The 24,661-nt window shown below is 70.6% G+C and carries 16 protein-coding genes and 2 pseudogenes; 10 read left to right on the plus strand and 8 right to left on the minus strand.

The genetic code is table 11. The annotated features are described in order from the left end of the window. On the minus strand, window positions 1-1,297 hold a 1,297-nt coding region (locus tag ACIRDU_RS28165), incomplete at its 3' end, for a condensation domain-containing protein (protein ID WP_403584253.1). A 296-nt stretch (window positions 1,298-1,593) separates the two neighbouring features. Between ACIRDU_RS28165 and ACIRDU_RS28170 the strand changes: the two genes are divergently transcribed. Then, complete coding sequence (locus tag ACIRDU_RS28170; RefSeq protein WP_403584256.1) at window positions 1,594-4,386, plus strand: LuxR C-terminal-related transcriptional regulator; 2,793 nt, start codon at window positions 1,594-1,596, stop codon at window positions 4,384-4,386. 9 nt (window positions 4,387-4,395) lie between these two features. Here ACIRDU_RS28170 and ACIRDU_RS28175 read toward each other — a convergent pair whose 3' ends face one another. The 3 genes from ACIRDU_RS28175 to ACIRDU_RS28185 form a co-directional block, all read right to left on the minus strand. Continuing rightward, entirely contained in the window at window positions 4,396-7,011 is a 2,616-nt protein-coding gene (locus tag ACIRDU_RS28175) for a LuxR C-terminal-related transcriptional regulator (protein WP_403584259.1), read from the minus strand. 169 nt (window positions 7,012-7,180) lie between these two features. After that, window positions 7,181-9,805, minus strand: coding sequence for a LuxR C-terminal-related transcriptional regulator (locus ACIRDU_RS28180; protein WP_403584262.1), 2,625 nt, complete (start codon window positions 9,803-9,805; stop codon window positions 7,181-7,183). Window positions 9,806-10,411: 606 nt separating this feature from the next. Beyond that, window positions 10,412-11,062 carry a winged helix-turn-helix transcriptional regulator gene (locus tag ACIRDU_RS28185; RefSeq protein WP_403584264.1) on the minus strand — a complete coding sequence of 217 codons (651 nt, stop codon included), beginning with the start codon at window positions 11,060-11,062 and terminating at the stop codon, window positions 10,412-10,414. 71 nt (window positions 11,063-11,133) lie between these two features. Here ACIRDU_RS28185 and ACIRDU_RS28190 point away from each other — a divergent pair, with 71 nt between their 5' ends. From ACIRDU_RS28190 to ACIRDU_RS28225, 8 genes and pseudogenes are all read left to right on the plus strand, one after another. After that, window positions 11,134-11,625 (plus strand): PaaI family thioesterase, encoded by a 492-nt coding sequence (locus ACIRDU_RS28190; RefSeq protein WP_403584267.1) that lies wholly within the window; start codon window positions 11,134-11,136, stop codon window positions 11,623-11,625. A gap of 208 nt (window positions 11,626-11,833) precedes the next feature. After that, complete coding sequence (locus ACIRDU_RS28195; RefSeq protein ID WP_403584269.1) at window positions 11,834-12,544, plus strand: FadR/GntR family transcriptional regulator; 711 nt, start codon at window positions 11,834-11,836, stop codon at window positions 12,542-12,544. 290 nt (window positions 12,545-12,834) lie between these two features. After that, window positions 12,835-14,202, plus strand: a complete 1,368-nt coding sequence (locus ACIRDU_RS28200; RefSeq protein WP_403584272.1) for a hypothetical protein — start codon at window positions 12,835-12,837, stop codon at window positions 14,200-14,202. Beyond that, window positions 14,199-16,067, plus strand: a complete 1,869-nt coding sequence (locus ACIRDU_RS28205; RefSeq protein ID WP_403584274.1) for a GMC family oxidoreductase N-terminal domain-containing protein — start codon at window positions 14,199-14,201, stop codon at window positions 16,065-16,067. The genes ACIRDU_RS28200 and ACIRDU_RS28205 overlap by 4 nt, the downstream gene beginning before the upstream one ends. Before the next feature lie 515 nt (window positions 16,068-16,582). Then, window positions 16,583-17,314: a hypothetical protein gene (locus ACIRDU_RS28210; RefSeq protein ID WP_403584276.1), complete on the plus strand. Its 732-nt coding sequence runs from the start codon at window positions 16,583-16,585 to the stop codon at window positions 17,312-17,314. Between the two features lie 71 nt (window positions 17,315-17,385). After that, window positions 17,386-17,868, plus strand: coding sequence for a hypothetical protein (locus tag ACIRDU_RS28215; RefSeq protein ID WP_403584279.1), 483 nt, complete (start codon window positions 17,386-17,388; stop codon window positions 17,866-17,868). 289 nt (window positions 17,869-18,157) lie between these two features. After that, window positions 18,158-19,531 carry an APC family permease gene (locus tag ACIRDU_RS28220; protein ID WP_403584282.1) on the plus strand — a complete coding sequence of 458 codons (1,374 nt, stop codon included), beginning with the start codon at window positions 18,158-18,160 and terminating at the stop codon, window positions 19,529-19,531. A 22-nt stretch (window positions 19,532-19,553) separates the two neighbouring features. Beyond that, window positions 19,554-19,734: pseudogene (locus ACIRDU_RS28225) on the plus strand (IS630 family transposase); the annotation flags it as partial. Here the strand turns inward: ACIRDU_RS28225 and ACIRDU_RS28230 are convergent. Then, a complete protein-coding gene (locus ACIRDU_RS28230) occupies window positions 19,731-20,582 on the minus strand; it encodes an ABC transporter permease (protein WP_403584284.1) in 852 nt (283 codons plus the stop codon). The pseudogene ACIRDU_RS28225 and the gene ACIRDU_RS28230 overlap by 4 nt on opposite strands. After that, entirely contained in the window at window positions 20,579-21,550 is a 972-nt protein-coding gene (locus ACIRDU_RS28235; RefSeq protein WP_403584287.1) for an ABC transporter ATP-binding protein, read from the minus strand. Before ACIRDU_RS28235 ends, ACIRDU_RS28230 begins: the two co-directional genes overlap by 4 nt. A gap of 404 nt (window positions 21,551-21,954) precedes the next feature. Between ACIRDU_RS28235 and ACIRDU_RS28240 the strand changes: the two are divergent. Beyond that, window positions 21,955-22,194, plus strand: a pseudogene (locus tag ACIRDU_RS28240) (IS630 family transposase); the annotation flags it as partial. A gap of 66 nt (window positions 22,195-22,260) precedes the next feature. Here ACIRDU_RS28240 and ACIRDU_RS28245 read toward each other — a convergent pair. Both ACIRDU_RS28245 and ACIRDU_RS28250 read right to left on the minus strand, forming a co-directional pair. Beyond that, complete coding sequence (locus tag ACIRDU_RS28245; protein WP_403584290.1) at window positions 22,261-23,067, minus strand: hypothetical protein; 807 nt, start codon at window positions 23,065-23,067, stop codon at window positions 22,261-22,263. Window positions 23,068-23,081: 14 nt separating this feature from the next. Continuing rightward, window positions 23,082-24,068 carry a DUF6236 family protein gene (locus ACIRDU_RS28250; protein WP_403584292.1) on the minus strand — a complete coding sequence of 329 codons (987 nt, stop codon included), beginning with the start codon at window positions 24,066-24,068 and terminating at the stop codon, window positions 23,082-23,084. Between the last annotated feature and the right edge of the window lie 593 nt (window positions 24,069-24,661).

The following is a 24,661-nucleotide window of genomic DNA, read 5'->3' on the forward strand; positions in this document are numbered from 1 at the left end:
CCACCCGCACACCCGGCGAAGCCACCACCGCCGCCAACAACGCACGACACCGCCCCACCAACCGCCCCACCGACACCTCATCGAACACATCCGTCGCGTAGACGAACGTCATCGCCATGCCGCCGTCGCGCCGGGGCTGGGCGAACAGGGAGAGGGAGAACAGGGCTCGGGGGCGGTCGGTGTCGAAGTCGGTGAAGTGCAGGGTTCCGGTGTCGTCACCGGCGTCGGGGACGTTCTGCATGGCGAACCAGGTGTCGATCAGTGAGTCGGTGTCCGGACGTTCGGGCCGGAGCTCGCGTACGACCCGCTCGTACGGCACGTGCTGGTGGTCCAGGGCGTCGAGGGTGTGGTCGCGGACGCGGGCGAGCAGTTCCGTGAACGTCGGATCACCCGACAGATCCGCCCGCACCACCAGCGTGTTCACGAACAATCCGACCAGGTTCTCCACCTCCGGCCGGCCCCGACCCGCCACCGGCGTACCCACCCCGAAGTCGGACTGACCACTCCACGCACCGATCAGCACCTCGAACGCCGCCAGCAACGTCATGTACAACGTCGCCCCGTGCTCACGCCCCAACCGCTCCAAGCCGGCCACCAACTCCGGCTCCAGATCGAAGGCATACGTCGCCCCCGCCCACGACGGCCGCACCGGACGCGCACGATCCACCGGCAACTCCAACACCGGCAGACCACCCAACCGCTCACGCCAGAAGGCGAGGTCCGCGCGCAGCGCGTCGCCGTCCAGTTCTTGTCGTTGCTCCGCCGCGAACCGCGTGTAGGTGCAGGTGAGTTCCGGCAGGGTTTCGCCGTCGTAGAGGACGCCCAGTTCCCGGACGAACAGTCCTGCCGACCAGGCGTCGGAGATGATGTGGTGCATCGCTGCCAGCAGGACGTGCTCGTGGTCGGCGAGCCGCCACACGACGATCCGGAGCAGCGGGCCCCGGCTCAGGTCGAAGGGTTTGTCGGCCTCGGCGCGGGCCTCCTGGTCCACCTGCTCGGTGCCGGGTGTGTCACGCCAGTCGACGGGGATGTCGACATGGTCGGCGACGAGGACGCGGGGTGCGCCGTCGAGGTCGGTGAAGCGGCTCCGCAGCGTTTCGTGCCGGGCCACCAGCCGTGCGAGCGCCTGCTCGAAGCGTGCTCGGTCGAGGGGGCCGCGCACCCACCACATCGGGGTGGACACGTAGGCGGTGCTCTGTCCGCCCGCCAGCCGGTCGAGGAACCACATGCGCTCCTGGGCGAAGGACGGGGGCCGACCGGCCTCGGCGCGGGTGTCCGTCCGGAGCTCGTTCGTCACTGATTGCTGCACCGCAGTTCCTCTCCCCATCCCGGAGCCGCTGTCCGGTGTCGACGCCTCGCCGGCCAAACCGGCTCACAAGGCAGCGGCATGGACCGCTACGGGTCGGGGAAGGATTGGTGGTTCCTCGCTCCGGACCCGGGGTCCGTGCGAGAAGGATCCCGCGGTAAACGGGCGTCGATAGAGTAGGCACTACTTCCGTAACGCTGCCGGCCTGTCCGGTGTCTGCCCCCCAGGCTCACTGCACCGACGACTACTGTCTTGATTCTCCGCTCCCGTAGTGGTTGATTGCCTCAGTGGCTCATCCACTGAACAGCGATGTGAAGTACCGGCGGCGGCAGTCGGCGGCAGGCCCGGACGAGTGGGGCGCTCAGGGGAGCGCCGTACTCGCCGGTGGTGCCGACCTGCGTCACCGGTGGCCGTTCGCGTGCCGGGACAGGGAGGTCGCCTCGTTCCGGTCCCACCTCGACGACGACCATGTCCTGGCACTGCTGCTCACCGGGCCCGCGGGCGTCGGCAAGTCCCGCCTCGCCGAGGAGTGCCTGCGCCAGGCCGAACATGCCGGTCACCGCGTCGACCGGGCGGTCGCCACCGAGGCGCACTCCGCGCTGCCGCTGGGGGCGCTGGGGCATCTGCTGCCGTCCGACGCCCCGGTCACCGATCCGGTGCGGCTCTTTCGGACGGCGGTCGAGGCGTTCGCTCCGCCGAGCGGCTCCGGCCGGTCGCGACGCGCGGTGATCTGGGTGGACGACCTTCCGCTGCTGGACAACGCGTCCGCCGTGCTCCTCGGGCATCTGTTGCGTACGGGTGCGGTGTTCCTGCTGGGCACGGTCCGTACTCCCGCCCCCGCGTCGGATGTCGTGGACTCCTTCGCGCCCGCCCCGGGCACGCGTCGTCTTAAGTTGTCGCCCTTCAGCGTCGCCGAGACCGCCGAGGTGGTCCGCTGCACTCTTGGGGGCCCGGTCGACCATGTGACGTTGCGGTGCCTGGCCGACCGGTCGAGGGGCATGCCGCTGCTGCTGCGGGAGCTGGTCACCGAGGCCGTCGCCGCGGGACGGCTGGTACGGGAGGACGGGTTGTGGCGGCTCACCGGTTCGTTGCCGGAGTCGGCGCGGCTGACCGCGGTCGTGCGGAGCCGTCTCGACCGGGTCGGTGAGCGCGGGCGCCACGTGCTGGAACTGCTGTCGCTGTGCGGCCCGCTCCCGCTGGACGCGGTGGCCGGTGAACCCGGCCGGCAGGAGGACGTCGAGGCGCTGGAGGAGCTGGGGCTGGTGCGCGTGCGGGTCGACGGGCGCCGCACGGTCTGCTCGGTGGACCACCCCTTGTTCGGGGAGGTGGTGCGGCGGGGCATCCCTTCCGCCAGGCGCCGTGAGCTGTTCCGGCAGCAGGCGGACCGGCTGGCCGCGCTGGGCCCGCGCCGGCGCGAGGACGCGCTGCGTCTGGCCTCGTGGCGGCTGGCCGCCGGTCTGCCCGTCGGCCTCGGCACCTTGCTCTCCGCTGCGCGCATCGCCCGCCACGTTCGCGATTACCCCACCGTGGTGAAACTGCTGGCCGGTGTTCCTCGGCAGGAGGCGGACCTCGATGTCTGGCTGCTGCGGGGCGAGGCCCACCACCACACCGGTGACTCCGTGGCGGCGGAGGAATGTCTGCGCAGCGCCGAGGAACTGGCAGAGCGGGACGAGGACTTGGTGACCGTGGTGATGGAACGCACCCAGAATCTGTACTGGGGGCTCGGTGACGCCCGGCGGACCTTCGAGGTCAACAGCCGAGCCGCCGCGCGGCTCGATGCGGTGGGACGGCGCGTGCTGCGCATCAATGAGGCCGCCTATCGGCTTTACGCGGGCCGGGTGCCGGACGCGCTGCGCCTGCTGTGGGACGCGGACGACATCGCCGTACCGCGGTTGCGGATGTGGGCGCAGCTGCAGCGCTCGCTGGCTCTGTGCTACGTGGGGCGCACGGAGGAGTCCGCGGAGCTCGCGCGCGCGGTGCACGAGGAGTTGACGGCGGCCGAACGCGAGCAGCATCCGGGATGTGCCTCGTCCCACGCCAGCGGCCCGGCGATCTACCGTGTCGCGGCGCTGACGGACGCCGGGCGTGGCGAGGAGGCGCGTGCCGTGGGCCGTGAGGCCTTCGAGGGGGCCGTCGCCGTACAGGCCCTGACGCCGCAGATATGGCTCGCGGCCCATCTCGGTCGCTGCGAGCTGATCGCCGGGCACCTCACGACCGCGCAGGAGTGGTTCACGGAGGCTCTGGGGCTGGCTCGCGCCCAGGGCTTCAGACGGGCGGCGGCGTTCGCCGGGGCCGGTCTGGCCGCGGTCCACGCCCAGGCGGGGCGCCCTGCGGCGGCTGACAAGGCCCTCGCCTCGCTGGACGGAATCGACGTCGAGCGGCAGCAGGCGACGTCCTTCATGCGGCAACTCGCGCTCGCCTGGTCGAGCGCGGCACGCGGCACGCCGCGCGAAGCGGTGCGGATGCTGCTCGCGGCGGCCGAGCGGGCGCGGGAGACCGGTATGGCCGTGCACGAGGGCTGGCTCCTGGCCGACGCGGCGCGGCTCGGCGCCGCCGTCCGGGTTCGGGTGCGGCTGGCGGAACTGGCGGCGGCCGGTGACAGCCGGCTGACTGCGGCCAGGGCGGATCTGGCGGCCGGGCTCGCCGGCTCCGGACACCGCGCGCTGCGGGAGACGGCCGAACAGCTGGGGCGGCTGGGCGTCGACATGGCCGGGGCCGAGGCGGCTCGCGAGGCGTCGGTGCGCGCGGCGGGATCGGGCGACCGGAAGGCGGCCGCCTCTGCCGCCGTGCTGTCCCGGCGGTTGCTCGACCGCTGCCGGACCGAACGCGTCAGCGCGCCGTCTCCGCAGCCGGTCGAGGCGCGTCCGCTGACACGACGGGAGCGGGATGTGGCGCGTCTGGCGGCGGAGGGACTGACCAGTCAGGAGATCGCCGCGCGGCTGGTGCTGTCGGTGCGCACGGTGGACAACCATCTGCACCGGGCCTATCAGAAGCTCGGGGTGTCCTCACGCCGCGAACTCGCGGCGGCCGACTGGCGGGACGGGCCCGGTCGGGCCGCGAGCGCCCGGACGCTTCCCTGACTCGTTGCGTCAGCCGACCCGGTCAGGGCGCGAGCGGTGACGGCTGGGGAACAGAGCGGTGCGCATCTCGCCGGCGTCCTTGACGCCGAGTTTCGAGCGGATTCTGCGCAGGTGGTTGATGACGGTGCGGACCGCGAGGGACAGCCCACGAGCGGTCTCCTCGACGCTGAGGCCGCTCGCTCCGGCCAGCGCGACCTCCGTCTCACGGGCGGTGAGCCGACGGCGCACGTCGGGTGCCACCAGGCCCGGGGTCCGGGGTGCGGCGCCTTGGCACGTCAGCCGCATGGCACGGTGCATGGCCGCGCGAGCGGCCGGTTCGGCGCCGGCCCGGATGTGGGCGGCCGCGGTGGCGTTCCAGGCTTCCGCCGCGAGAAGCCGGGCTCCCAGAGTGTCGAGGGCGGCGGCGCACGCCTCCAGCCGTTCGGGGTCGGCGGATGCGAGGGACCGGGCGAAGTCGGCGCGGGCGGCCGTCAACGCGCTGTCCGAGCGAACCGCCAGGTGGGACAGCGGCTCGGTCGCCGCCTCGGCGTCCCCCAGCCGCGCCACATCGCACCACAGCAGGGTCTGCGCCGTGTGCAGGCCTCGCCGAGCCGCGTCGTCGGCGGCCCGACGCAACCGCTGCCGGGCCTCGTCGGTCCGGCCGGTGACCGCCGCCAGCCAGGCGCCCGCGAGCACAGCCTCCGGCTGCCACCCTTCACCGGAGCCCAGGGACCGGGCCTGCTCCCGCCAGTGCCGGGCAGCGCCGACATCTGCGCACACGGCCGCGATGAGGGCGAGTCCGCACAGGCCCGCGTACACACCGGAGCGAAGTCCAGCCTCTCGGCCGTGGGCGAGCGCACTGGCGTACCAGATCCTGGACTCGTCGAGCCGGCCCTGGAGGTAGTGGAACCAGCCCAGTTGCTCCGCCGACCAGGTCAGGGACCTCAGCGCGTGAGCGTCCACGGCCCGGTCGTAGCCGCGCTGGGCGAGCTGCTCGGCTTCCAGCAGTGATCCGGCCTCGGCCAGGGCACGCGCCTCGGCGCCGGCCAGCAGACCCCGGGTGGAGAGATCCGCCTCGGGCGCCGTCCCGCCCTGCTCGGTGTGCCGGGCGAGACGTACGGCTTCCTTCGTCCGGCCCGATTCGGTCAGGCAGCGGATCCTGGCCGACCGCCACAGCTCCCCGCACGGGCCGACCGTTTCGCCAGGGGCGCCCGTCAGCGTCTGCGCGGCTCCTCTCATGTCGCCGAGCAGGCTGCGCAGCGCCGCTTCGGCCGCGTCGAGCAGTGCCGTCGCGCGGGCCTCGGCGCCATCGTTCCGTGCCGTGGCGATGACCGACAGCGCGTCCTCACCCCTCAGCTCACCTGCGAGGTGCTGCGCCCGGAGCACGGCGGCCCTGGCTGCCTCGTCGGGGGAAGTGGCCTCCTGCGACACGCGCGTCAATACGGCTCGGGCCTCGTGCGGGCAGCCGCTCTCGATCAGCTGGTCGGCGAGGGCCAGCAGGCTCGGGGGCCCTGGCCGCCGGCGTTCAAGCTCCCGGGTGAGCTGTAGGGCGATGCCGTGGTCGGGGACCGACCGGGCCGCGCGGACCGCGTCTTCCAGGTCCTGCGGGTCGAACGGCTCCGCCGCGGCCAGGCGCCACCTCGCGCGGTCGAGCAGGTCGCCGGGGCCGGACCCGGGGGCCGGGCCACGGGCCAGCTCCTCGCGCAGGATCCGGCGCACCCGCTGAGACGGAAGGGCGGAAACCAGCACCTCTCGATGCAAGTCACCGGTCAGTTCCAGCACAGGGTGAGGCCCCTCGGTCAGCGCACGCACCCATCCGTCCCGGATGAGTCTTTCCGCGCCCGTCTGCCGCGCTGTGGCACAGGCCAGGCGCCCGCACACGGCCACACGCTCCAAGAACTCCCGGTCGCACGGGTCGAGAGGGCGCAGACGGCTCTCCGTCAGGGCGCGCAGGCCCGCAGGGACGGTGAGCGGCCCCGTCAGCCGCCACATCGTTCCGTCCCACGTCAACACACCGTCTCGCACGGCGCTGTCCAGCACCTCCTCCAGCTCACGTGGCCGACCACCGGTGGCCCGGTGGAGAAGGCGGACGGTGCGGCGCTCCACCGCGCCGCCCAGCGCGTGCCGCAGCAACTGCTCCATCACGGCCGTCGGCAAGGCTTCCAGTCGTACGGAGACCAGTGCGTGTTCCTCCCAGGGCAGCCGGCCGTGAGGGTCGGTGGTGGCCACGACCAGCAAGCGGCCGTCACTCATCGACTCGGCGACCAGTCGGGCGGAGGCACGGTCCAGGTGATGGACGTCGTCCAGAAACAGAACGGGCCGGGGACGGTTCGCCGGCCCCTCGTCCCGCAGCAGGCCGGGCGCGCCGTCCGGGCCCCGGCGGAGCAGGGGAGCCAGGGCACCGAGCGGGACCGACCGGGCGGCGGGGGTGGCCGCCGCGTGCAGGCGCGGATGGCCGCGACGGCCCGCCGCGCGCCAGCACTCCTGCGCCAGGCGACTCCTCCCGGTACCGAACGGCCCGGTCACCAGGACACCGTGAGAGCGCGGATCCCGCAGGGCGCGGCCCGCGAGCTCCACCTCCTGATCACGACCGAGCAGCGGCCAGGGGCGGCGCCGTGTCGGTGCGCCGTCGTTGGTCGTGCTCATCGTCTTCCTGCACGTCGATGACGTCCTCGGTAGGTGTCTGGTCCGTATCCGTATGGCCATGTCTGTATGGCCGACCCTGGCCGGGGGCCTGGCCCTCGGACCATCCCGGCACGATAGTGCGTCGAGGCCGCCGGGCCGAGTGGACGGATCGGGCGGCCGCCGGTCGGGGTCAGCTGCCGGAGGGGGCCATGAGCAGTTGGAGCTCCCGGCGGTTGGCGGCCCCGACCTTGCGGTAGACGCGGTACAGCGTGTTGCCGACGGTGCGTACCGACAGGCACAGTCGCTCGGCTATCTCCTTGTCCTGAAGGCCGCGGGCCGCGAGCCCGGCGATCGTCTGTTCCCGGTCCGAGAGCAGCGCCGGCCTGCCGAGGAAGCGCAACGGCGGGGTGTCCACCGGACCGCAGCGGCGCAGCAGCTCCCGGGCCTGGGCGGTCGCAGCGGCGGATGCCTTCACTCCCCCGCGTCGCTGGTACAGCCGCGCCTGCTCGGCATACGCCTCGGCGGCGAACAGGAACGCGCCCATCTCGGCGAACGCCCGGGCGACCCTGCCCATCCGTTTGGGCTCCCGGGTCTCATGGGCCCACGCGTAGTCCGCGCGCGCCCGCAGGAAGGCTCCCTCCAGATGCAGATCCGCGCGCGCGACCTGGGGAACGGGCAGACAGAGCCGTGCACACTCGTGCAGGCCGATCACCACGTCGGCGTGGGCCGAGTCGGCCATCGCCGTCGCCACCGCGTCGTGCAGGGCGTCGGCGGCCGCCCCTGTGTCCCCGCGCTCATGGTGTCGCCGCGCTCTCACCACCGCCAGGAACATCGCGCAATGACCGGCCTCATCCATGCTCAGTCCCTCGGGCAGAACGTCGGCCGGCCGCTGGTCGACCGGCAGCGCGCCCCTCGCCAGCGCGGCATGGATGCCCGCCTTCACCTGCCATTGCCGCCAGCCCACCTGGTAACTGGAGGTGAACGTCGCGCACTTCACCGCCCCCTCGATGATGCCGCGGTCGTGCAGGAGATGGCCGAGAGCCAGACCTCGTTGCGCGTCGACCCGGATGTGGTGCTTCTCCAGCGCCTCGGTGTACTCGCGCCAGTAGATCCCCTCGGCCTCGTCGAACCGGCCGCAGTAGTGCAGGGCGGAGGCGTGCAGTTCCTCCAGCGAGTCGGCGTGGAACCGGGTGGGCCCGCCAGGGGCCCGGTCCAGGTCCCCGCGCAGAGTGCGGTACAGGGACAACGCCCGCTCGGGCAGGCCCATGTGGCACAGCGAGCCCATCATGATCAGCCCTGCTTCCAGGGCGTGCGCCTCGGGTCCGGTCCGGCGCAACTCCTCGGCTGCCGCGTACGCCCGGGCGAACCTGCCCCGGAAGTACTGCGCCACCGTGCGGAAGTACGCCTGTTCTTCCTGCGGAAGGCGCGGCAGAACGCTGTCGAGCTCTGCGTACCGGGCTTGCAGGAGCAGCCCTCGTGCCTCGGCCGCTTGCAGCGCGTCGGCGTACTCGGGACCCCTGCTGCGCACCACCGTGACGAACGAGGCGAGTCCGGAGAAGTCCGCGGCGGCGGTCAGTGCCCGTGCATGGGCGTCGGCTGTCGACGCACTCGGATAGTGCTGCCAGGCACTCTTGGTGAGGCGTACGGCGCTCGGCAGGGACTGCTCTCGCAGACTCTGCTCGACCGCCCGGTCCAATAGCGGCCGTGGCGGCCTCACCAGAGCCTCCACATGCCATTCGGCCAGCCGAACGCAGTCGTCGTGCTCGATCGAAGCGGACTGCCCTGCGGCGGCCATCCATTCCCTCAGCAGCCTGCGCCGGCGCAAGAGGGGCAGGCCGCACGACAGGGCATGCCGGATCAGCGGGCGGGTGATCCGTACCCGGGGCCGGAACGATCCCTCTGCCGCGTCGTCCACTGTGCGCAGCAGGTCGCGCTGTTCGAGTCGCTCCAGCCGGCGTGCGTCACAGAACCTCTCGACGTGGCTGAGGCGCGGCTCACCAGCCAGGGCGACGAGTTCCAGAATCTCCCGGTCGTCCGGGTCGAGGGCGCTCAGGTACGGGTCGATGATCTCGAGCACCGATGTCGGCAGGGGCAACCGATCGTCGGTGAAGTGCCAGCACCCGTCGACCCGCTTGAGCATCCGTCGCTCGACGGCCGCGCGGGCGACCTCGAGCAGCAGCCGTGGGTTGCCTTCGCACATCCTGGCCAGCCGGGACGCGCTCATCTGCCCCAGGCCGCCGCTCAGCAGCGAGGCTGTCAACTGCTTCACGTCCGTGGCCTCGAGGGGCTGAAGATCCATCCGCACCAATGCGTGATCGCTCCACAGGGCGCGGATTCCGGCGGGCAGGGCCTTGCCGTCGGTGGTCACCGAGACGAGCAGCTTCACGTCCGGGTGGCGGGCGGCCTCGTTGAGCAGCGGCAGGAGGGCCGGATCCATGAGATCGGCGTCATCGACGCTGATCTGCCAGGTGCGTGACCGGTTCCGGGCGGCACCGCGGGTCGGCTCGGCCAGCATGTGGGCCATGCCAGAGGTGGTCGGTGCGCCGTCCACGAGTGCGGGCGCGCTGACGTCGGCACGGCAGTTGAGGCTGATCAGCCGTCGTCGGGGCGCGAGGGCCGCGGCTTCGCGAAGCAGTCGCGTCTTGCCGATGCCGGGCGGCCCTGCGACGAGGACGCCGCGTGCGCCCCGCGCCGACGTCAGCGCATGGCGAATTCGTTCCAACTCCCCGACCCTGCCGACGAACACGGGCTCGAAGGCCAGCTGGGGGGCGGTGCCGGGTGGGACTGGGTGAGGGGAGAACGGTAGAGGCCTCATGAACTTCCTCAAGTGCGGATCACTACGTACCCCGGCGCCGCGGGCGGCACGCCGTCGTGCACGACGGCGCGTCGGGCACTCGGCCGCGCCGATGTGGGAGGCATGGCACCGCGTGAGCCGGACGGCGCGCGCGAGGATTGGCACGTCCGCGTTCCGCCCCTCGGAGGCCGGAGCATCGGCCGCCCCCGAGCCGGGCGGTACGACCGTCGCCGGCCCAGCGGTCCTACGGCGTCGAGCGGGGACGGCCACACGCCGGCTCTCGACGTCCGTGCGTGCCCCACTTCGGCGGGCCACTACGGTTTCGGCCCTGCGCCGCCGTCGGCGTATCCATACGACCCACCCCCGTTGCTCGGCCGCTGAGTTCGTGATCGATCATTTGGTCCCGGACAGTCTCCGAGGGCGGCGAGGATCCGACCAGGGAGGGTCACTACTCAAATCGGGGATTCCATCGTCACCAACTGCTCGCGGACGTCCCCCGCGACTGCGACGGCACTGGGCCGAAGCCGAGGCGGGGTGGGCGGAGCCGTGTGGCCGGGAGCGCGGGTCGGCGGACGGTCAGGCGCCGCGTGGGGCACCGGTGCCGCTGCCGTGGCCAGGCGCCGGTGCTCACACCCGGGGCCGGAGCAGGTGGCCGGAGAACCAGGTCGGGAATTCCCGCCTGAGTTCGGCCGGGCCGGTGAGTGTCACCAGCCCGGACCGCAAGAGGCTGTCCCATGCGGTTTCACCGAGCCAGAACCTCGTGAGCGCCTCCAGGTCGGCATCCACATACAGAGCGATGTCGAATCCGCCGTCCTCCGCGCACAGCTGCACCTGGGGGCGCTTCACCAGAAGGAAACAGGAGCTGGTCCGAGTTCCCCGGAATCGCAGCTCGACCATGGTGGGATTCACGGGAAGGCGCTCGGGGACGACGCGACGGTGCATGTCCCAGGTCAGAAACTCCGGGCTGAGGTCTTCTTTTCGCAACCCACGCGGATCGGATTCCAGGGCCCAGTGTCCGAGTTCCCGCAGCACGGGAGCAAGGTTCTCCCCCGCCTTCGTCAGCCGGTATTCCCCGTCCATTCGCTCCACGAGACCCGCCGATTCGAGCCTCTTGAGCCGCGCCGAGAGCATCGTTCTGGAAATGCGGGGGATGCCGCGCTGGATACCGTTGAAGTGCCGCTCCCCCACCATCAGCTCCCGCACGACCAGCAGGGTCCACCGTTCCCCGAGGACGTCGAGAGCACGGGCGATCGGGCAGAACTGCTGGTAACCGGCCATGGCACGAGGGTACCGGGTGGCAGTACGGAATCTGTACTGGTCCCTGTGCGCTGTCGACCTAGTGTGAAGGCATGAGCGACGACAACAGCACTCGCGACGCCAACGGTGATCTCGACGACAAGGGCGTGAGCGGCCTCGACCACCTTCTCTCCATCATCGACGGACGCAGCCCGAGAGCCCCCATCTCGGCGACTCTCGGCTTCGATCTCGTCGCGGTGGAATTCGGAAAGGCCGTATTCGAAGGGAAGACCGGAGAGCATCTCCGCAACCCGATGGGCACGGTGCACGGTGGATTCGCCGCCACTCTGCTGGACTCGGCACTCGGCTCCGCCGTTCTCACCCAGCTTCCGGCCGGCCTGGCCTACAGCACGGCACAACTCAACGTGAATATGATCAGACCCGTCATGCCGGTTACGGGAACGCTGCGCGCCACCGCCCAGGTGATCCACCTCGGCCGCTCCTTGGCGACCGCCGAGGCCCGGCTCAACGGAATCGACGACGGAAAGATGTATGCCCATGCGACTGCCACATGCGCGATTTTTCCAGTGAGGCGACGCACATGACCTTGGAGGGTTCCTCGCCCCGTGGGACGGACTACCACTCCCGGGTATGCGCTCTGGCATTCGGCGTCTGAAGACTCAGGCGAGACCGGCTCGGCCGGTCGCCGCTTGACGGCGGGAAGTCCGCGCTGGTCCACTGCCTGCGAAGATTCGACATGCGGTCCCTGACTTGCCCCGGCGGGAGCGCGGACCGAACCGAAGGAGTGCGGCCATGCCAGCCGAAGCGATCGTCCGCCAGTCCGTCGTCGACGTACTGGAAGAGCGCCTGCGCACGAACATCCTGGACGGTACACACCAGCCCGGCTCCCTGCTCCCGCCGGAGCGTGAACTCGCCGCCTCCTACGGCGTCACCCGTACCACCCTGAAGCACGCCCTGTCCCGGCTGGAGCAGGCAGGCCTGCTCCGCACCCGGCACGGCGTGGGCACGCGTGTGCTGGACTTCCTCAGGTCCGGAGGCGTCGATCTCCTCCCGCTGCTGGTGGGGCAGGACGGCCGGTGGCTGTCCGACGTGTTCGAGGCCCGCCGGGCGATCGGCGGGCTGATCGCACGCAAGGCCGCCTCACAGTGCGGCGCCGCGCAGGGCACTCGGCTTCGAGCCGCAGTCGACGCGGTGGGCAAGGCACCGGACTCGGCCGACGCACAGCTCGCGGAGGCCGAGGTGCACCGGGAACTGGCCCGCACCACCGGCAACCGCGTGTACCTGCTGCTCACCAACACCCTGCTCAACGCGTACCTGCCGGTCCGTCACGTCATGAGCACCCCCTTCACAGACCCGACGGTCGCCGCGGACCGCATCCGGCAGGTGGTGGAACCCGTGGCGAGCGGCAAAGTGGAGGAAGCCGGGCGCGCCGCGGAGGACTATCTCCAGTTGACCGCGGAGGAGATGACCGCGGACCTCGTGAAGCACAGGCGACGGAAGTGAGCCTGCGCCACCGGACATCACCAGCGCCGCGGACGAGGTCGAGGGCTTGACCTATGGGGAGTGGGCTGGTTCTCTGCCGTAAGTGGATGAGCCACTGAGCCACCGATCCAGTGACTCGCGCGGCTCATCGTGACCTCCGCGGTCTTTGCCTGCGGCTGCCTCACGCGGCGGATGACCCGGACGATCGGGAGAGGAAGGGTGCCTACATGGCAGCAGGCCGGGGAGCGCGCTTCGCGGAAACCATGAAGGGAACGCTGCGGCTCGACACAGCCGGGGGCGGAAGCCGACCCGTGACGCTCGACCTCCGGGTCGACGCTTCCAGCGCGATCCGCCTTTTCGGCTCCACAACTGCCGCCGTCCTGGGCCGCGTTCGCATCGGCGGATGGGCCGATGACCTCCGCGCCTCCGGCAGCATGCTCATCGCCCCGCTGTCACAGGGCCGGATCGACTACCACGTGCGCTTCACGGCCCTGGACGGGCACGAGTACATCCTGGAGGGTCACAAGTCCCCGACCTGGCGCAGTCCGCTGCGTTCCATGACAATCCTGCCGATCCGCCTGCGACCGGCAGAGGAAGAAGCCGACCAGGAGAGCTCCTCCTCTTCCGTCGGCGGCGAAGGCCTCTTGCGGTTCCGCCTGCGCACCTTGCCGTCTTTTGCGGCGAGTTGGCGCCTTCCCGCACCCACCGATTGCGCCGAGACCCTCACTGCCGCTCGCCAGGACCGCCTGAACGTCTGGTACAGCACCTTCACCGACCCGGACACCGGCACCGGGTACTGGCTCCACCACGAGCTGGTACGCCCGGTGAACGGCACTCCCTACACCCATGGTTGGGCTGCCGTGTACCAGCCGGACACGCCTCCCGTCATCGACCGCTTCGGCCCGCACTCCCTGCCGGAGGGCACGTCCTCGTCGGCCGGCGACAGCGTCCCTGTGAAGCTCCCGGGCTTCCACTCCCCGTCCGCCATCGCCACCGCGCACGAACTGCGGGGGAGAACGGAACAGTTGGCCTGGGACCTCAAGGTGACCGCGGACTCCGCACCCCTCCACACCTTCCCCCGGCTGACCTGGAAGCGCCGGGTGCTGCCCGCCGTCCACGCCGTCCCCCAGGCACAGGCACGTTACTCCGGCTCCGTGCACCTCGAGGGGCGGTTGCTCCCCCTGGCCGACGCACTGGGTGCGAGCGCCCGCATCGCGGGTCGCGGCAACGCCCACCACTGGGCCTGGCTGCACGCCGACTTGGACGACGACACCGTTCTGGAGGTGGTGACGGCCGTCTCCGGCCTGCCCCTGCTACGGCATCTTCCGCCGCTGGTTTTCCTACGGCTGCGCAGAGCGGGACGGGACTGGCCGCGAGGCGACTGGCGCAGCCCGCTGGGCGTGATGGGTGTCGGACGGTTCCGGGGAAGGCCCCAGTTGCCGACCTGGACCGTGCAGGGTCACGCGGGAGGGCGCCGTATCACGGTGCGCGTGCACCTGCCCGAGGAGAGCCGGACCGCTGTCGGCTATACGGACCCGGACGGCAGCAGGGCCACCTGTCACAACAGCGAGCGGGCCGACGTCCACGTCTGCCTGGAGCAGCGGCGCGGCGGCCGCTGGAAGCCTGAGCAGGTCTGGGATGTGCGGGGAACCGCACACGCGGAGGTGGGGCTGCGATGACGGCGGATCGTGGCCGGGCACTGTCAGCGGTGCTGCTGGACGTCGGCGAGGACGCCCACAGCCCGGAGTGGGAGCGTCAGGTGCGGGAACGCCTGCTCCGCTTCATGTCGTCCCTGCCACCGCACGTCCGTACGGGCCTGCACGCGGCGGACATGGCACTCGACGGATTCTCCATGCTCACCACGGGGCGGCGTGCCCACCGTCTGCCACCGGACACCAGGGCCCGCCTTCTCCAGCGGCTGACCCGGCTGCCCGGTTTCGAGGTCCTGATGGACAACGCGAAGATCCCGTTGTTGCTGGCCGCGGGGGCAAGCCGCCACAGCTCCCGACCCGTCCGGCCCTTCGTCCGGACCGATCCTCCGCTGGACATCTGCCCGTCATCCGACTGGCCTGACGCACACCGCGTCGACGCCGTGGTGATCGGTTCCGGCGCCGGAGGAGCCGTGGCAGCGCTGACCCTGGCCTCCTCCGGACGTTCGGTCGTGGTTCTGGAGGAAGGACGGCACTTCTCGACTCAGGAACTCGCCTCGCGTCCGCCCTTGGACCGATTCGCCGACGCCTACCGTGACGGTGGCGCCACCCTCGCCTGGGGCCTGCCGCCCGTGCTGCTGCCGCTCGGCCGGGCCGTCGGCGGCACCACACTGGTCAACTCGGGCACATGCTTCCGCACACCCCATCACGTGCTGAAGCGGTGGCATCGCACTCATGGTGTCGAACTGGCGGACCCTACCGGCTTCGCCCGTCACATCGACCACGTGGAGAACCTCCTCGGCGTGGGCATACCCGATCCGTCCGTCCTCGGCCGCAACGGCGGACTGGCTCTTCTCGGCTCCGAACGCCTGGGCTGGTCCGCCGCTCCCCTGCGTCGTAATGCCACGGACTGCGGGGGATGTTGCGAATGCATCGCCGGCTGCCCGAGCGGCGCCAAGCAGGCAGTGCACCTGTCCGTGCTGCCCGCGGCGTGCGCCGCGGGAGCCCGCATCGTCACCCGCGCTCGCGCCACCCACATCGTCACCGCACACCATGCGGGCGCCCGCCGCGCCATCGCGGTAGAGGCGGTGCGTCCGGATGGCACGACCTTCACCATCAGCACCGGCCTCGTCGTCGTAGCGGCGGGAGCCCTTCACACTCCGGCTCTGCTGAGGCGCTCACGGCTGGCGGGTCACCCCCGGCTGGGCCGCAACCTGGCCATCCACCCGGCCGTCAGCGTCGCCGGACGCTTCGCGGAACCCGTCACCGGTCCAGGCGCCGGCCCCAACGTCCTGCAGAGCGTCGGCGTCGACGAATGGCATCACGACGGAATCCTCATCGAGGCGACCGCGGCACCGCCCGGCATGACCTCCTTCGTCCTCCCGCACCTCGGCAGGGAACTGAAGCGCGAGCTGAACGACGCCGGAAACCTCGGCCTCCTCGGTGCGATGGTCTCGGACCGCTCCTCCGGACGCGTACGCGGAATGCACCGGCCCGTCGCCACCTACACCCTTCACGCAGACGACGGTCGCCGCCTCCTCCGGTCCATCACCCACATGGGCCGCATCCTCTTCGCCGCAGGCGCCCGCGAAGTCCTCACCGGTATACCGGCACACCCCGCGGTCGCCTCGCCGGACGCTCTCGACGATGTCGTCCGACGCATCGGTCACCGCCGCCTCCACCTTTCGGCATTCCACCCCACAGGAACCGCTGCCCTCGGAGCAGATGACCGACGTTCCCCGGTGCGCCCCGATGGAAGACTGCGCGGTACGGAAGGAATACTCGTCGCCGACGCGTGCCTGCTTCCGTCGTCCCCCGGTGTGAACCCTCAGATCACCATCATGGCCCTGGCGCACGCCGTGACCGAGCAGGCCACCCGCCGCGACGGGGGATGACACGTCATCGGAGTCCCCCGTCGAGGGTCGGCCCACAAGACAGCCGCACGGTCGTCGCCCCCGCGAAAGCGGATGGCTTCTGAGTCCGACACCTGACATCTGTCAGGACCGGCACGGTCGGCACCCTTCTAGCCTTGTGAGGCGCAAGCACACCCCCTGCCAGTCCACCGCAAGGAGCGTCATGTCGCTGTGCACCCGTACGGCCGCCACACCGAGCGTGGCCGCTTCGCTCGTCGGACTCGCTCCGGCGGCAGCAAACGCGGCATCTCCGATTCTCGAGGGCGGCCGGTAGCGGCCCTGGCCCGCACAGCATCCCGCTCAACCCAACGCGAGAGGACGTCATGCGCAAGGCCGTGATCAGCCTGCTCCTTGTGTCGGCCGTCATCACCGGCTGTGGCAGCGCCCAGAACACTCCGACGAGAACGGGGCCTCCGTCGGCCGGAGGAGCCCGGCAACTGACCGATGCCGAGCAGTTGCGGATCTCGGACGCACAGCAACGGTTGATCGGCACGTGCATGAGACGACAGGGTTTCGCGTTCTGGGAGGCCGAGCGGCACAGCCTGGAGGAAAGCCGCACGCTCGGCTATGTGCTGGACGATGTCGACTGGGCCCGCAAGTACGGGTACGGCAGCCGCATCCATGCCAAGGAGGCCGCCGCCCGGGCCTCCAACCCCAACCTCGCTTACCGCAAGGGCCTCTCCGAGCAGCGGCGCGAGGCCTACGACAAGGCTCTGGACGAGGGGATCGACGCGCGGGTGATCGCCGTCGAGATACCCGGTGGCGTTACCTTGCACAAGCGGATCGGCGGCTGCGTCGCCGAGGCGGAGAAGAAGCTGTACGGGGATCCCCGGGAGTGGTTCCGCGCGGAGAAGGTCGCCGGGCATCTGCGGTCGCTCTACGTCCCCCGGGTGCTGGCCGACCGCTCGTTCTCGGCGGCGCAGAAAGCCTGGTCGCGGTGTATGAGGCGAGCGGGCTACGTCTACAAGGACCCGGGTGCCTCCCGCCAGTCAGCGGTCGCGCGGTCCGAACGGGCTGCTGAGCCCGAGGTCTTCACGGCCGAGCGGGAACTCGCGGTGGCCGACGCCACCTGCGCCCGGGAGACCGGCCTTCGCTCCATCGGCGAGGAGCGCGAGAGCCACTACATCGCCCAACTGCGCGACCGCTACGGCGAAGCCCTCGACACCTACACCCGGCTCCAGCACCAGGCGCTCGAGCGCGCCAAGAAAATCGTCGGCCCACGGGCCTGACCGCCCATCACCTCCACGTCCCATCCGTGAAACCGCATGCCTCACCCAGAGGCGGACATCAAGGAGTACACATGCGCAGACCAGCCATTGCCGCCATCGTCATCGCCCTGGCATCCCTTGGACTCGCGGCACCGACCACGCCCGCCGCCGCGGCAGACGACAACCTCTGCCAGGAGGAATGGAAAGGGCGTGACGGCAATGTGAGGGCTTGGGAGCACTGGGGCTGTAACGGGCTGCCGCTCGGGAAGACACCGGGAGACGATCGCTTCTGGGGCGACAACGATGGCAGCGCGTTCACGACACCCGCCCACACACTGGCGTCCTCTGTGATGAACAGCGGGTTCATCGGAGGCAGGGACGTCGTCGCCTTCTACGCCGAGAAGAACTACGAGTATCAGAAAGGCTACGTCTGCCTCGCTCCGGGAGAGCTGTGGGCCGACAACCTCACGGACAACTACTTCTACAACACGTCAGGGAAGGTCGTGAACGACAGCATCAGGTCCCACCGGTGGGTCACCGCCTCCGAATGCGCGGCGGGCAGCTGGCTCACCTGACCGGGGTTGCCTGAATGAGCAGGGCCTCTTGGTAGCTCGGGGATGGGAATCGAACCGATCACCAGGAGGCCCGTCGCCGCAGTCTTTCGCCTCCGCGTTTCGTGGGGTCCGACTCGCCCTCCCGTCGTGTGACTGCCACGCCCAGGGTTCCTCCTTCCCTCCGGCCGCCCCTGGCGACCACGGACGGAAGCCGCCGGCCCGTTCGTGGCATGCGGTCGATGACACGACACATCCGTGCGGCGACCGGTGGCCGAGCGTGCATTCCGTGGTACAGGGGACACGAGGCGGTATGGCGAGGAAAGTCGGGAACAGGGTGGCGGCGGAGACAGGCGGACAGGAAGCGGCCCGGGAGGGAACGGCGCTCGATCGTGCGCTGACGACCCCGCTGCTGTACTTCTTCATTCTGGGCGACGTGCTCGGCGCCGGCGTATACGTCTTGGTCGGCCAGGTCGCCGCCGACTCCGGCGGAGCGGTGTGGGTACCGCTGGTCGTCGCGCTGCTGCTGGCACTGCTGACCGCTGCCTCTTACGCCGAGCTGGCGACGAAGTATCCGCGCGCGGGCGGAGCCTCCCATTACGCTACGCGCGCTTTCGGACCGTTCGCCGGATTCGTCGCAGGCTTTTGCATGCTGGCCGCCGGCATCGTCTCGGTAGCCGCGCTCGCCCGCGGTTTCGGCGGCGACTATTTGTCGGCCTTCGTGACACTGCCCGTGGGGCTCGTGGCCGTGCTGTTCCTGGCCCTGCTCGCCCTCGTCAACGCGCGGGGCATCAAGGAGTCGACCCGCGCCAACGTGGTTGCCACCGTCGTCGAGGTGGGCGGGCTGGCCGTCATTGTCGTCCTCGGCGCATGGCTGGTGCTGCGCGGCGGCGGCGACATGGGACGCCTCACCCAGCTGGGCACGCCGGGAAAGGGGGCAGCTGCGGCCGTGCTGAGCGGCTCGGTACTGGCGTACTACTCCTTCGTCGGGTTCGAGACGTCGGTGAACGTCGCCGAAGAAACCCGCAACCCGCGGCGCTCCTACCCACGCGCCCTGTTCGGCGCCCTCGCCACCGCCGGAGCCGTGTACGTGCTGGTGGGCATGGCCGCCTCCGCGGCGGTACCGACCGCCCAGCTGGCCGGGTCGAGCGGGCCGCTGCTGGAGGTCGTCGAGGAGGCAGGCGGCGTGCCGCCCCGCCTGTTCAGCGCTATCGCGCTCGTCGCCGTGGCCAATGGCGCGCTGCTCACCGGCATCATGTCCTCCCGCCTGGCCTACGGCATGGCGAAGGACGGGCTGCTGCCCCCCGCGCTGACCAAGGTGCTGCCGGGCCGTCGTACGCCATGGGCCGCGATCGCGGTCACCACGCTGCTGGCGATGCTCCTCGCGCTCACCGGCAGCGTCGCCACCCTGGCCTCCACCCTGGTGCTGCTCCTGCTGGTCGTCTTCCTCATGGTCAACACGGCGGTGCTGGTACTGCGCCGAGACCAGGGCGAAGCCGACCACTTTCGCACCCCGACCGCACTGCCGGTGCTGGGCATCGCGTCCTGCGTCGTGCTTGCCACGCAGATCGAGGCCCAGGTGTGGCTGCGCGGACTGACGATCGTGGCCGTCGGCACGGTGCTCGGCGCGCTCACCGCCGTGCGGCGAACCAGCCGGGCGAACGGGGACGAGCAGGACCCCGACTGAACGGGCGTCGCGCCCCTCAGCCCAGGTCGAGCTGTGCTTCACCCAGACCTACGCCTCCTGGGCCAACCGCATCGAGGCGCACGTCGGCCCGCTGCGGCAGTTCACCCTGACCGACTCCAGCCATCCGAACCACACGGTGCAGACCCGGGTCTTGCACCGCTGCCTGCGCTGACGCAATTGCGAACGCCCGCCACCCTGACTAACCGACCCGCTGCATCGCCTTCCGGTGCCGTTCCGCCATCGCGGCCCCGGACTCGCGGCGGGCCATCCTGCGCAGGACGGATGGTGCGAGGAGCAGCCCGGCGACTGCCCAGGCACCCAGCACGCCCGCTGTTTCCAGGTGCCGCCAGGAATCGCCGATCTCGGCGGCGACCGCATCGGCCGGCAGCAGCGCCGAACGGAGGCCGAGGCCGAGCCAGTACATGGGGAAGATCTGCCCGACGGTCTGCAGCCACTCGGGCAGCTCGGACAGGGGGAAGTAGATCCCGGAGATCACGATGAGTCCCATCACCGGAAGCATGAGCAAGCCGACGGTGCGCGGACTGCTGACCAGTGAGCCGATGACGGCACCGATCGGCAGGGTCGCCAGGAGACCCAGCGGCATCACCCACACCAGCGTCAGCAGCGCTCCGCCGCCCTGCCGGGCCACGCCGTCCACCAGGAACACGCCGACGGCGAAGGGGAGGGCCATGGAGACGAGAGCCGTACCCGACACCATGATGATCTTGCCGACCAGATGGCCGACCATGCCGTGCGGCACCGCCTTGGCCCGCAGCAGTGTGCCGTCCTCGCGCTCGGTCGCGAGCAGCTGTGCGGTGGTCATCATGCCGGTGAACGCGAGCGTCATGCCCAGCATGCTCGGCAGCATGAACGCGCCGGTCGAGATGCCGGCGCCCTTCAGCGGGTCGTCCCTGACCAGGAACAGCGGCACGAGGAGCAGGACCGTCCCGAGTGCGTAGCCGAACACGTCCTGGCCGGTGGTGAAGGTCTGCCGGAGTTCCGTCCAGCCGCGCCGCACTCCTGCTCCCGCCGCGTACCACACCGGGCTCATCGCGATCCCTCCCCGAAAGCGTGCACCGTCCGCTCATCGGGAACGCTCCCCGCCTCGTGCTCCCGCACCATCGTCAAGTAGGTGTCCTCCAGGCTCGCCCGGCGCACCTCCAGCCCGCCGATCGCCTCGCCGTGCTCCTCGAACAGCCGACGGACGAACCGGGTGGGCTCGGCCGTCGCCTCCTCGAAGGGCCGCCCGTCCCGCGTCCAGCGCACAGTGGCCTCGGCCGACGCCTGCCGCGACAGCTCCTCGGCCGAGCCATCGGCCACGATCCGGCCGCCGGCCAGAATCAGGATGCGGTCGGCGAGCCTCTCCGCCTCGGCAAGGTCGTGCGTGGTCAGCAGAACAGTGGTGTTCTCGTCCGCCAGCCCGCGTACCAGGCCGTGGAACTCCTTCCTCGCCTCCGGGTCCAGACCCGCCGTGGGCTCGTCCAAGAACAACACCTCAGGCCTGCCGACGATGCCGACGGCCACGTCGAAACGCCTGCGCTGCCCGCCGGACAGAGTTCCGACCCGCTTGTCCGCCTGCTCGGTCAGCCCAACGGCGGCGAGGAGCTCGTCAACGTCCCACGGCCGCCGCACGAGGGCCGTGGAGTACGGCGCGTAGTACGAGCCAAGATGGGCCAGCAGTTCCCGCACCCGCCACTTGCCGTGGTCACGCCAGGACTGCAACACGATGCCCAGGCGCGCCCGCCACCGCTCGTCCCCGCCAGCCGGATCAACGCCGAGGACGGTCACGTCACCGGCCGAGCGCATCCGGAAGCCTTCCAGGACCTCGATCGTGGTCGTCTTGCCCGCGCCGTTCGGGCCGAGCAGCAGGACGACTTCGCCTCGCCGGGCCGTGAAGCCGACACCCTTCAACACGTCCTGGCTGCGGTAGCGCATCCGCAGATCCCGTACGTCGATGACCGTGTCGCTCCCTGGCGGTGAGCTGCCCCCGACCCCGGATAAGGCGTGAGCGGTCGTCATGGGTGTTCCCCCGTCCGTGTCGTGGTCCGTCCTGTGGGATCAGGGGCCGGAGGCCGTGCCGACGTCCGTGGTCATGGGACGTGTCTACGGCTGTCGCCGCCGTTGCCACCTGGCAGCAGCCGTTCGGGCCCTCCCGGACGAACACATTACCGAACGGCTCAGGCATCTCATCCTGAGTCACCGGCCCGGCGAACGTTCCGGGTCAGAGCACTAACGAGCTTCAGCGCGGGCCATGGCCCGCCGCACCAGGCCCTGGAGCGCGTCTTGCTTCTGCCGGGTCAGTGGCCAAAGAAGTTCCTCGCACAGGAATTGCAGCAGCATTTCCCGGCGCTCGGCGCCCTCGGGGGTGAGGATCAACTGCTTGGCCCGGCGGTCGGTGGGGTGGGGGCGCCCGGTACAGCCGCGACAGCTTCTCCCCGCATCCGACGACCAAGAGGTGTCAGCGGGTCGGCACCTGGGCCGTGACGAACAATGCCGAGATCGCCTACACCCCGACCAACAGCTCCTAACTGAACCTGATCGAGGCCCAGTTCACCGCCCTGCGCTGCTTCACCCTCGACGGCACCGACCACATAGACCACAAGGAACAGGACAGCATGATCCGCCGCTACATCATCTGGCGGAACCGTCATGCCGACGGCTAACGCCTCCGCACCGTCGTCGACAGGGCGAACGTTGCCTGCTGCGGCACTAGCTGCCGAAATCGACGCCTACGCCTGGAGGTCCCCCCGTTCCGCTGCTGTCCGCTCCATCTGGAGGCGTCCTTGCTCCCTATCGTCCGCCCTTGTCGCCGTTCGGTGGGCGTCGGTGAAGCCGCGGAGAAGGGCGAGCAGTTCGTCGCGCGCGGCCAACCCCTCGGCACCGGGGCGTGACAGAGCTTCGCGCAGGGCGTCCTGGAGGGTGTCCCGGATGTGGGGCCACGGACCGACGGTTGGCTGTGAGCTGCTGAGGTACCGGCAGAGGTCGCCCGCCACACCCAGCGTGTCGCCTTCCAGCCCCTCGGTCCAGTAGCCGATCACTGACACGGCGTGGTGGAGGGCGTCCGCAGTGGCGGTGGGGAGCGTCACCGGCACCGTGCCCATGGCGTCCAGGCCCTCGATGAGCGCGGCAATCGCTGCAGTCTGTCTGGGCCGGTCGCTGCGGGCCCGCAGCGCGTCCAGGGCCCGCCGGATCTCGCCCACCTCCACCACAGGCAGCGCCACAGTGAGGTCCTGCGGCGGCCCGTCCCGCTCGCGGTCCTCCTCCTGCCCGCCCGATCGTCGGAAGGCGGGCGAGGCAGGCGAGCTCCAGCCCACAACGTCGAACTCGTCGCCCGTCTCGGGGGCGCGGCAAGGCACCGGTTCCGATCGGTCGTAGCCCTTCTCGGCGAGGCATCGGTCGATCTCGTCCCACGTCGGCGCGTCGTCGCCGAACGAGAGGCGCACCTCCTGCGAGCTCTCTGCACAGGTGATCTGGAGACTCCACGGACACCCTGCCTCCAGCCGTGCCCTGCCTGGGCATTTCGTCGCCAACACCACCGTGATGTTCTCCCTCAGGACAGTCCGCTCTGCACCCGGTGCAGATAGCTGAAGTCGTGGTCGTGGCGGGCCCTGGCCAGCGGGCGGATCTCCCGGGTAGCCACGTTCAGGGCATAGCCGCCGATCGTGCCGAGGAACCAGCCGAGGTCCGGAAGCAACAGGGCACCGCCCGCCGCGGCGGCCAGTGCGACCGACACCGTGACCGAGCGGTGAACCCAGGCCATACGGTTGCCGCGGCGCGCCGCCCGATAGTCCTCGACCGCCTCGGAGAGTTCCGCGCGCAGTTGGGTGAGGACGTCCGCCGGGTGCTCGTAGTCACGGCGCAGATCGCCCAGCATGCGGTGCAGGGCGCGCATCAGGCGGCGTCGTTCGTCGGCGTACTTCTCACGAAAGGCGAGGACGTCCTCGGTCGGGGTGCCCGGCGCCGGAACGGGCAGTAGCCGGCCCAGCTCCATCTCCCAGGCCAGACAGCGGGTCGGGGACACCGGACGCAGGGTGTTGCGGTACGCGTCCTCGCTGTCCGTGTACGGGAAGAGGGCGAGGTCCGCGGCAGCGGCGAGCTCGCGGGCCAGCACACCGACGACCAGGGCCTGAACCTCCTTGGAGACGGAGAGCTCCGCTCGCCGGCCCAGGCGCCCGAGGTCGGTTGCCAGTCCCAGCTGGAGCAGTAGCCGCTCCAACTCATAAGTGATCTTTGACGTGTGGAGGACCGCTTCGGGCGGCGAGGTGGGTCTGGGCGGATCCGGGCGAGCCGCTAGCCGCACAAGTTCTCGGGTGAGGACGGACCGGTTCTGGCCTGTGCTGTACTCGGGCCCGTAGAAGGGCATGACATCGAGCGTCTCACCGGTGAAAGCGAGCGGCCGGTACAGCTCACGCTCTTCCAGCCGTCGCAGTTCGGTACCGACGAGCGCCTCGTAGACCCGGGGGTCGCGGGGCACGACGGAGGCGAGACCGTCCCAGTAGAGCAGGGCCTGGTGGACGACCTCCGTAGGCGGATTCACCTTCGGGTAATACAGCAACACGCCCATGAAGTCCCCCCGTGTCCCAGCTACGGCAACCTGACCAACGATAGCGGGGCGCTTCGGAGTCGGCGGTCCAGCGTCCGTCTGCGTCGCACCTGTGACGCCTGGTCGGACCTCGGTGTTCGGGGCGCGACGTACTGGTGACCAATTCAAGGCCGAGGCGAGCCGCAAGGTCTGATGACCGCACCCGCCCAAGGGGATGTGCGGTGTACGAACCTACCTCGGGGAACGGCCCGACGCCCACCGACTACGCCACCTCTCCCCGCCTCTCGGGGTGGGGCGGCCTCATCTTGCCGTCAACGCGGACCGCCGGATGCCGTCCCCGCGCTCTGCCGACAGTGTCCCCAGCCTGCGGCGGACGCGGGCATGGGGTGACTGTCGTCAGGTCGCAGGCGAACTACCGTGAACAGGCGCAGAATCCGGCCGTCGATCCCACGTCCCGGATCTGGCCTGTGTTTGCTCGCGGGACTGCTGGGCGGCTTCGCGGTCGCCGACGCTCATCAGCCCCGTCTCGTGCAGAGAGCAGGACGCACGTGCGCAGCGGTTCTTGAATCTCGCGCGACCGAACATCC

Origin of the sequence: Streptomyces sp. NPDC093598, from assembly GCF_044764825.1 — a bacterium.
Lineage (GTDB): Bacteria > Actinomycetota > Actinomycetes > Streptomycetales > Streptomycetaceae > Streptomyces.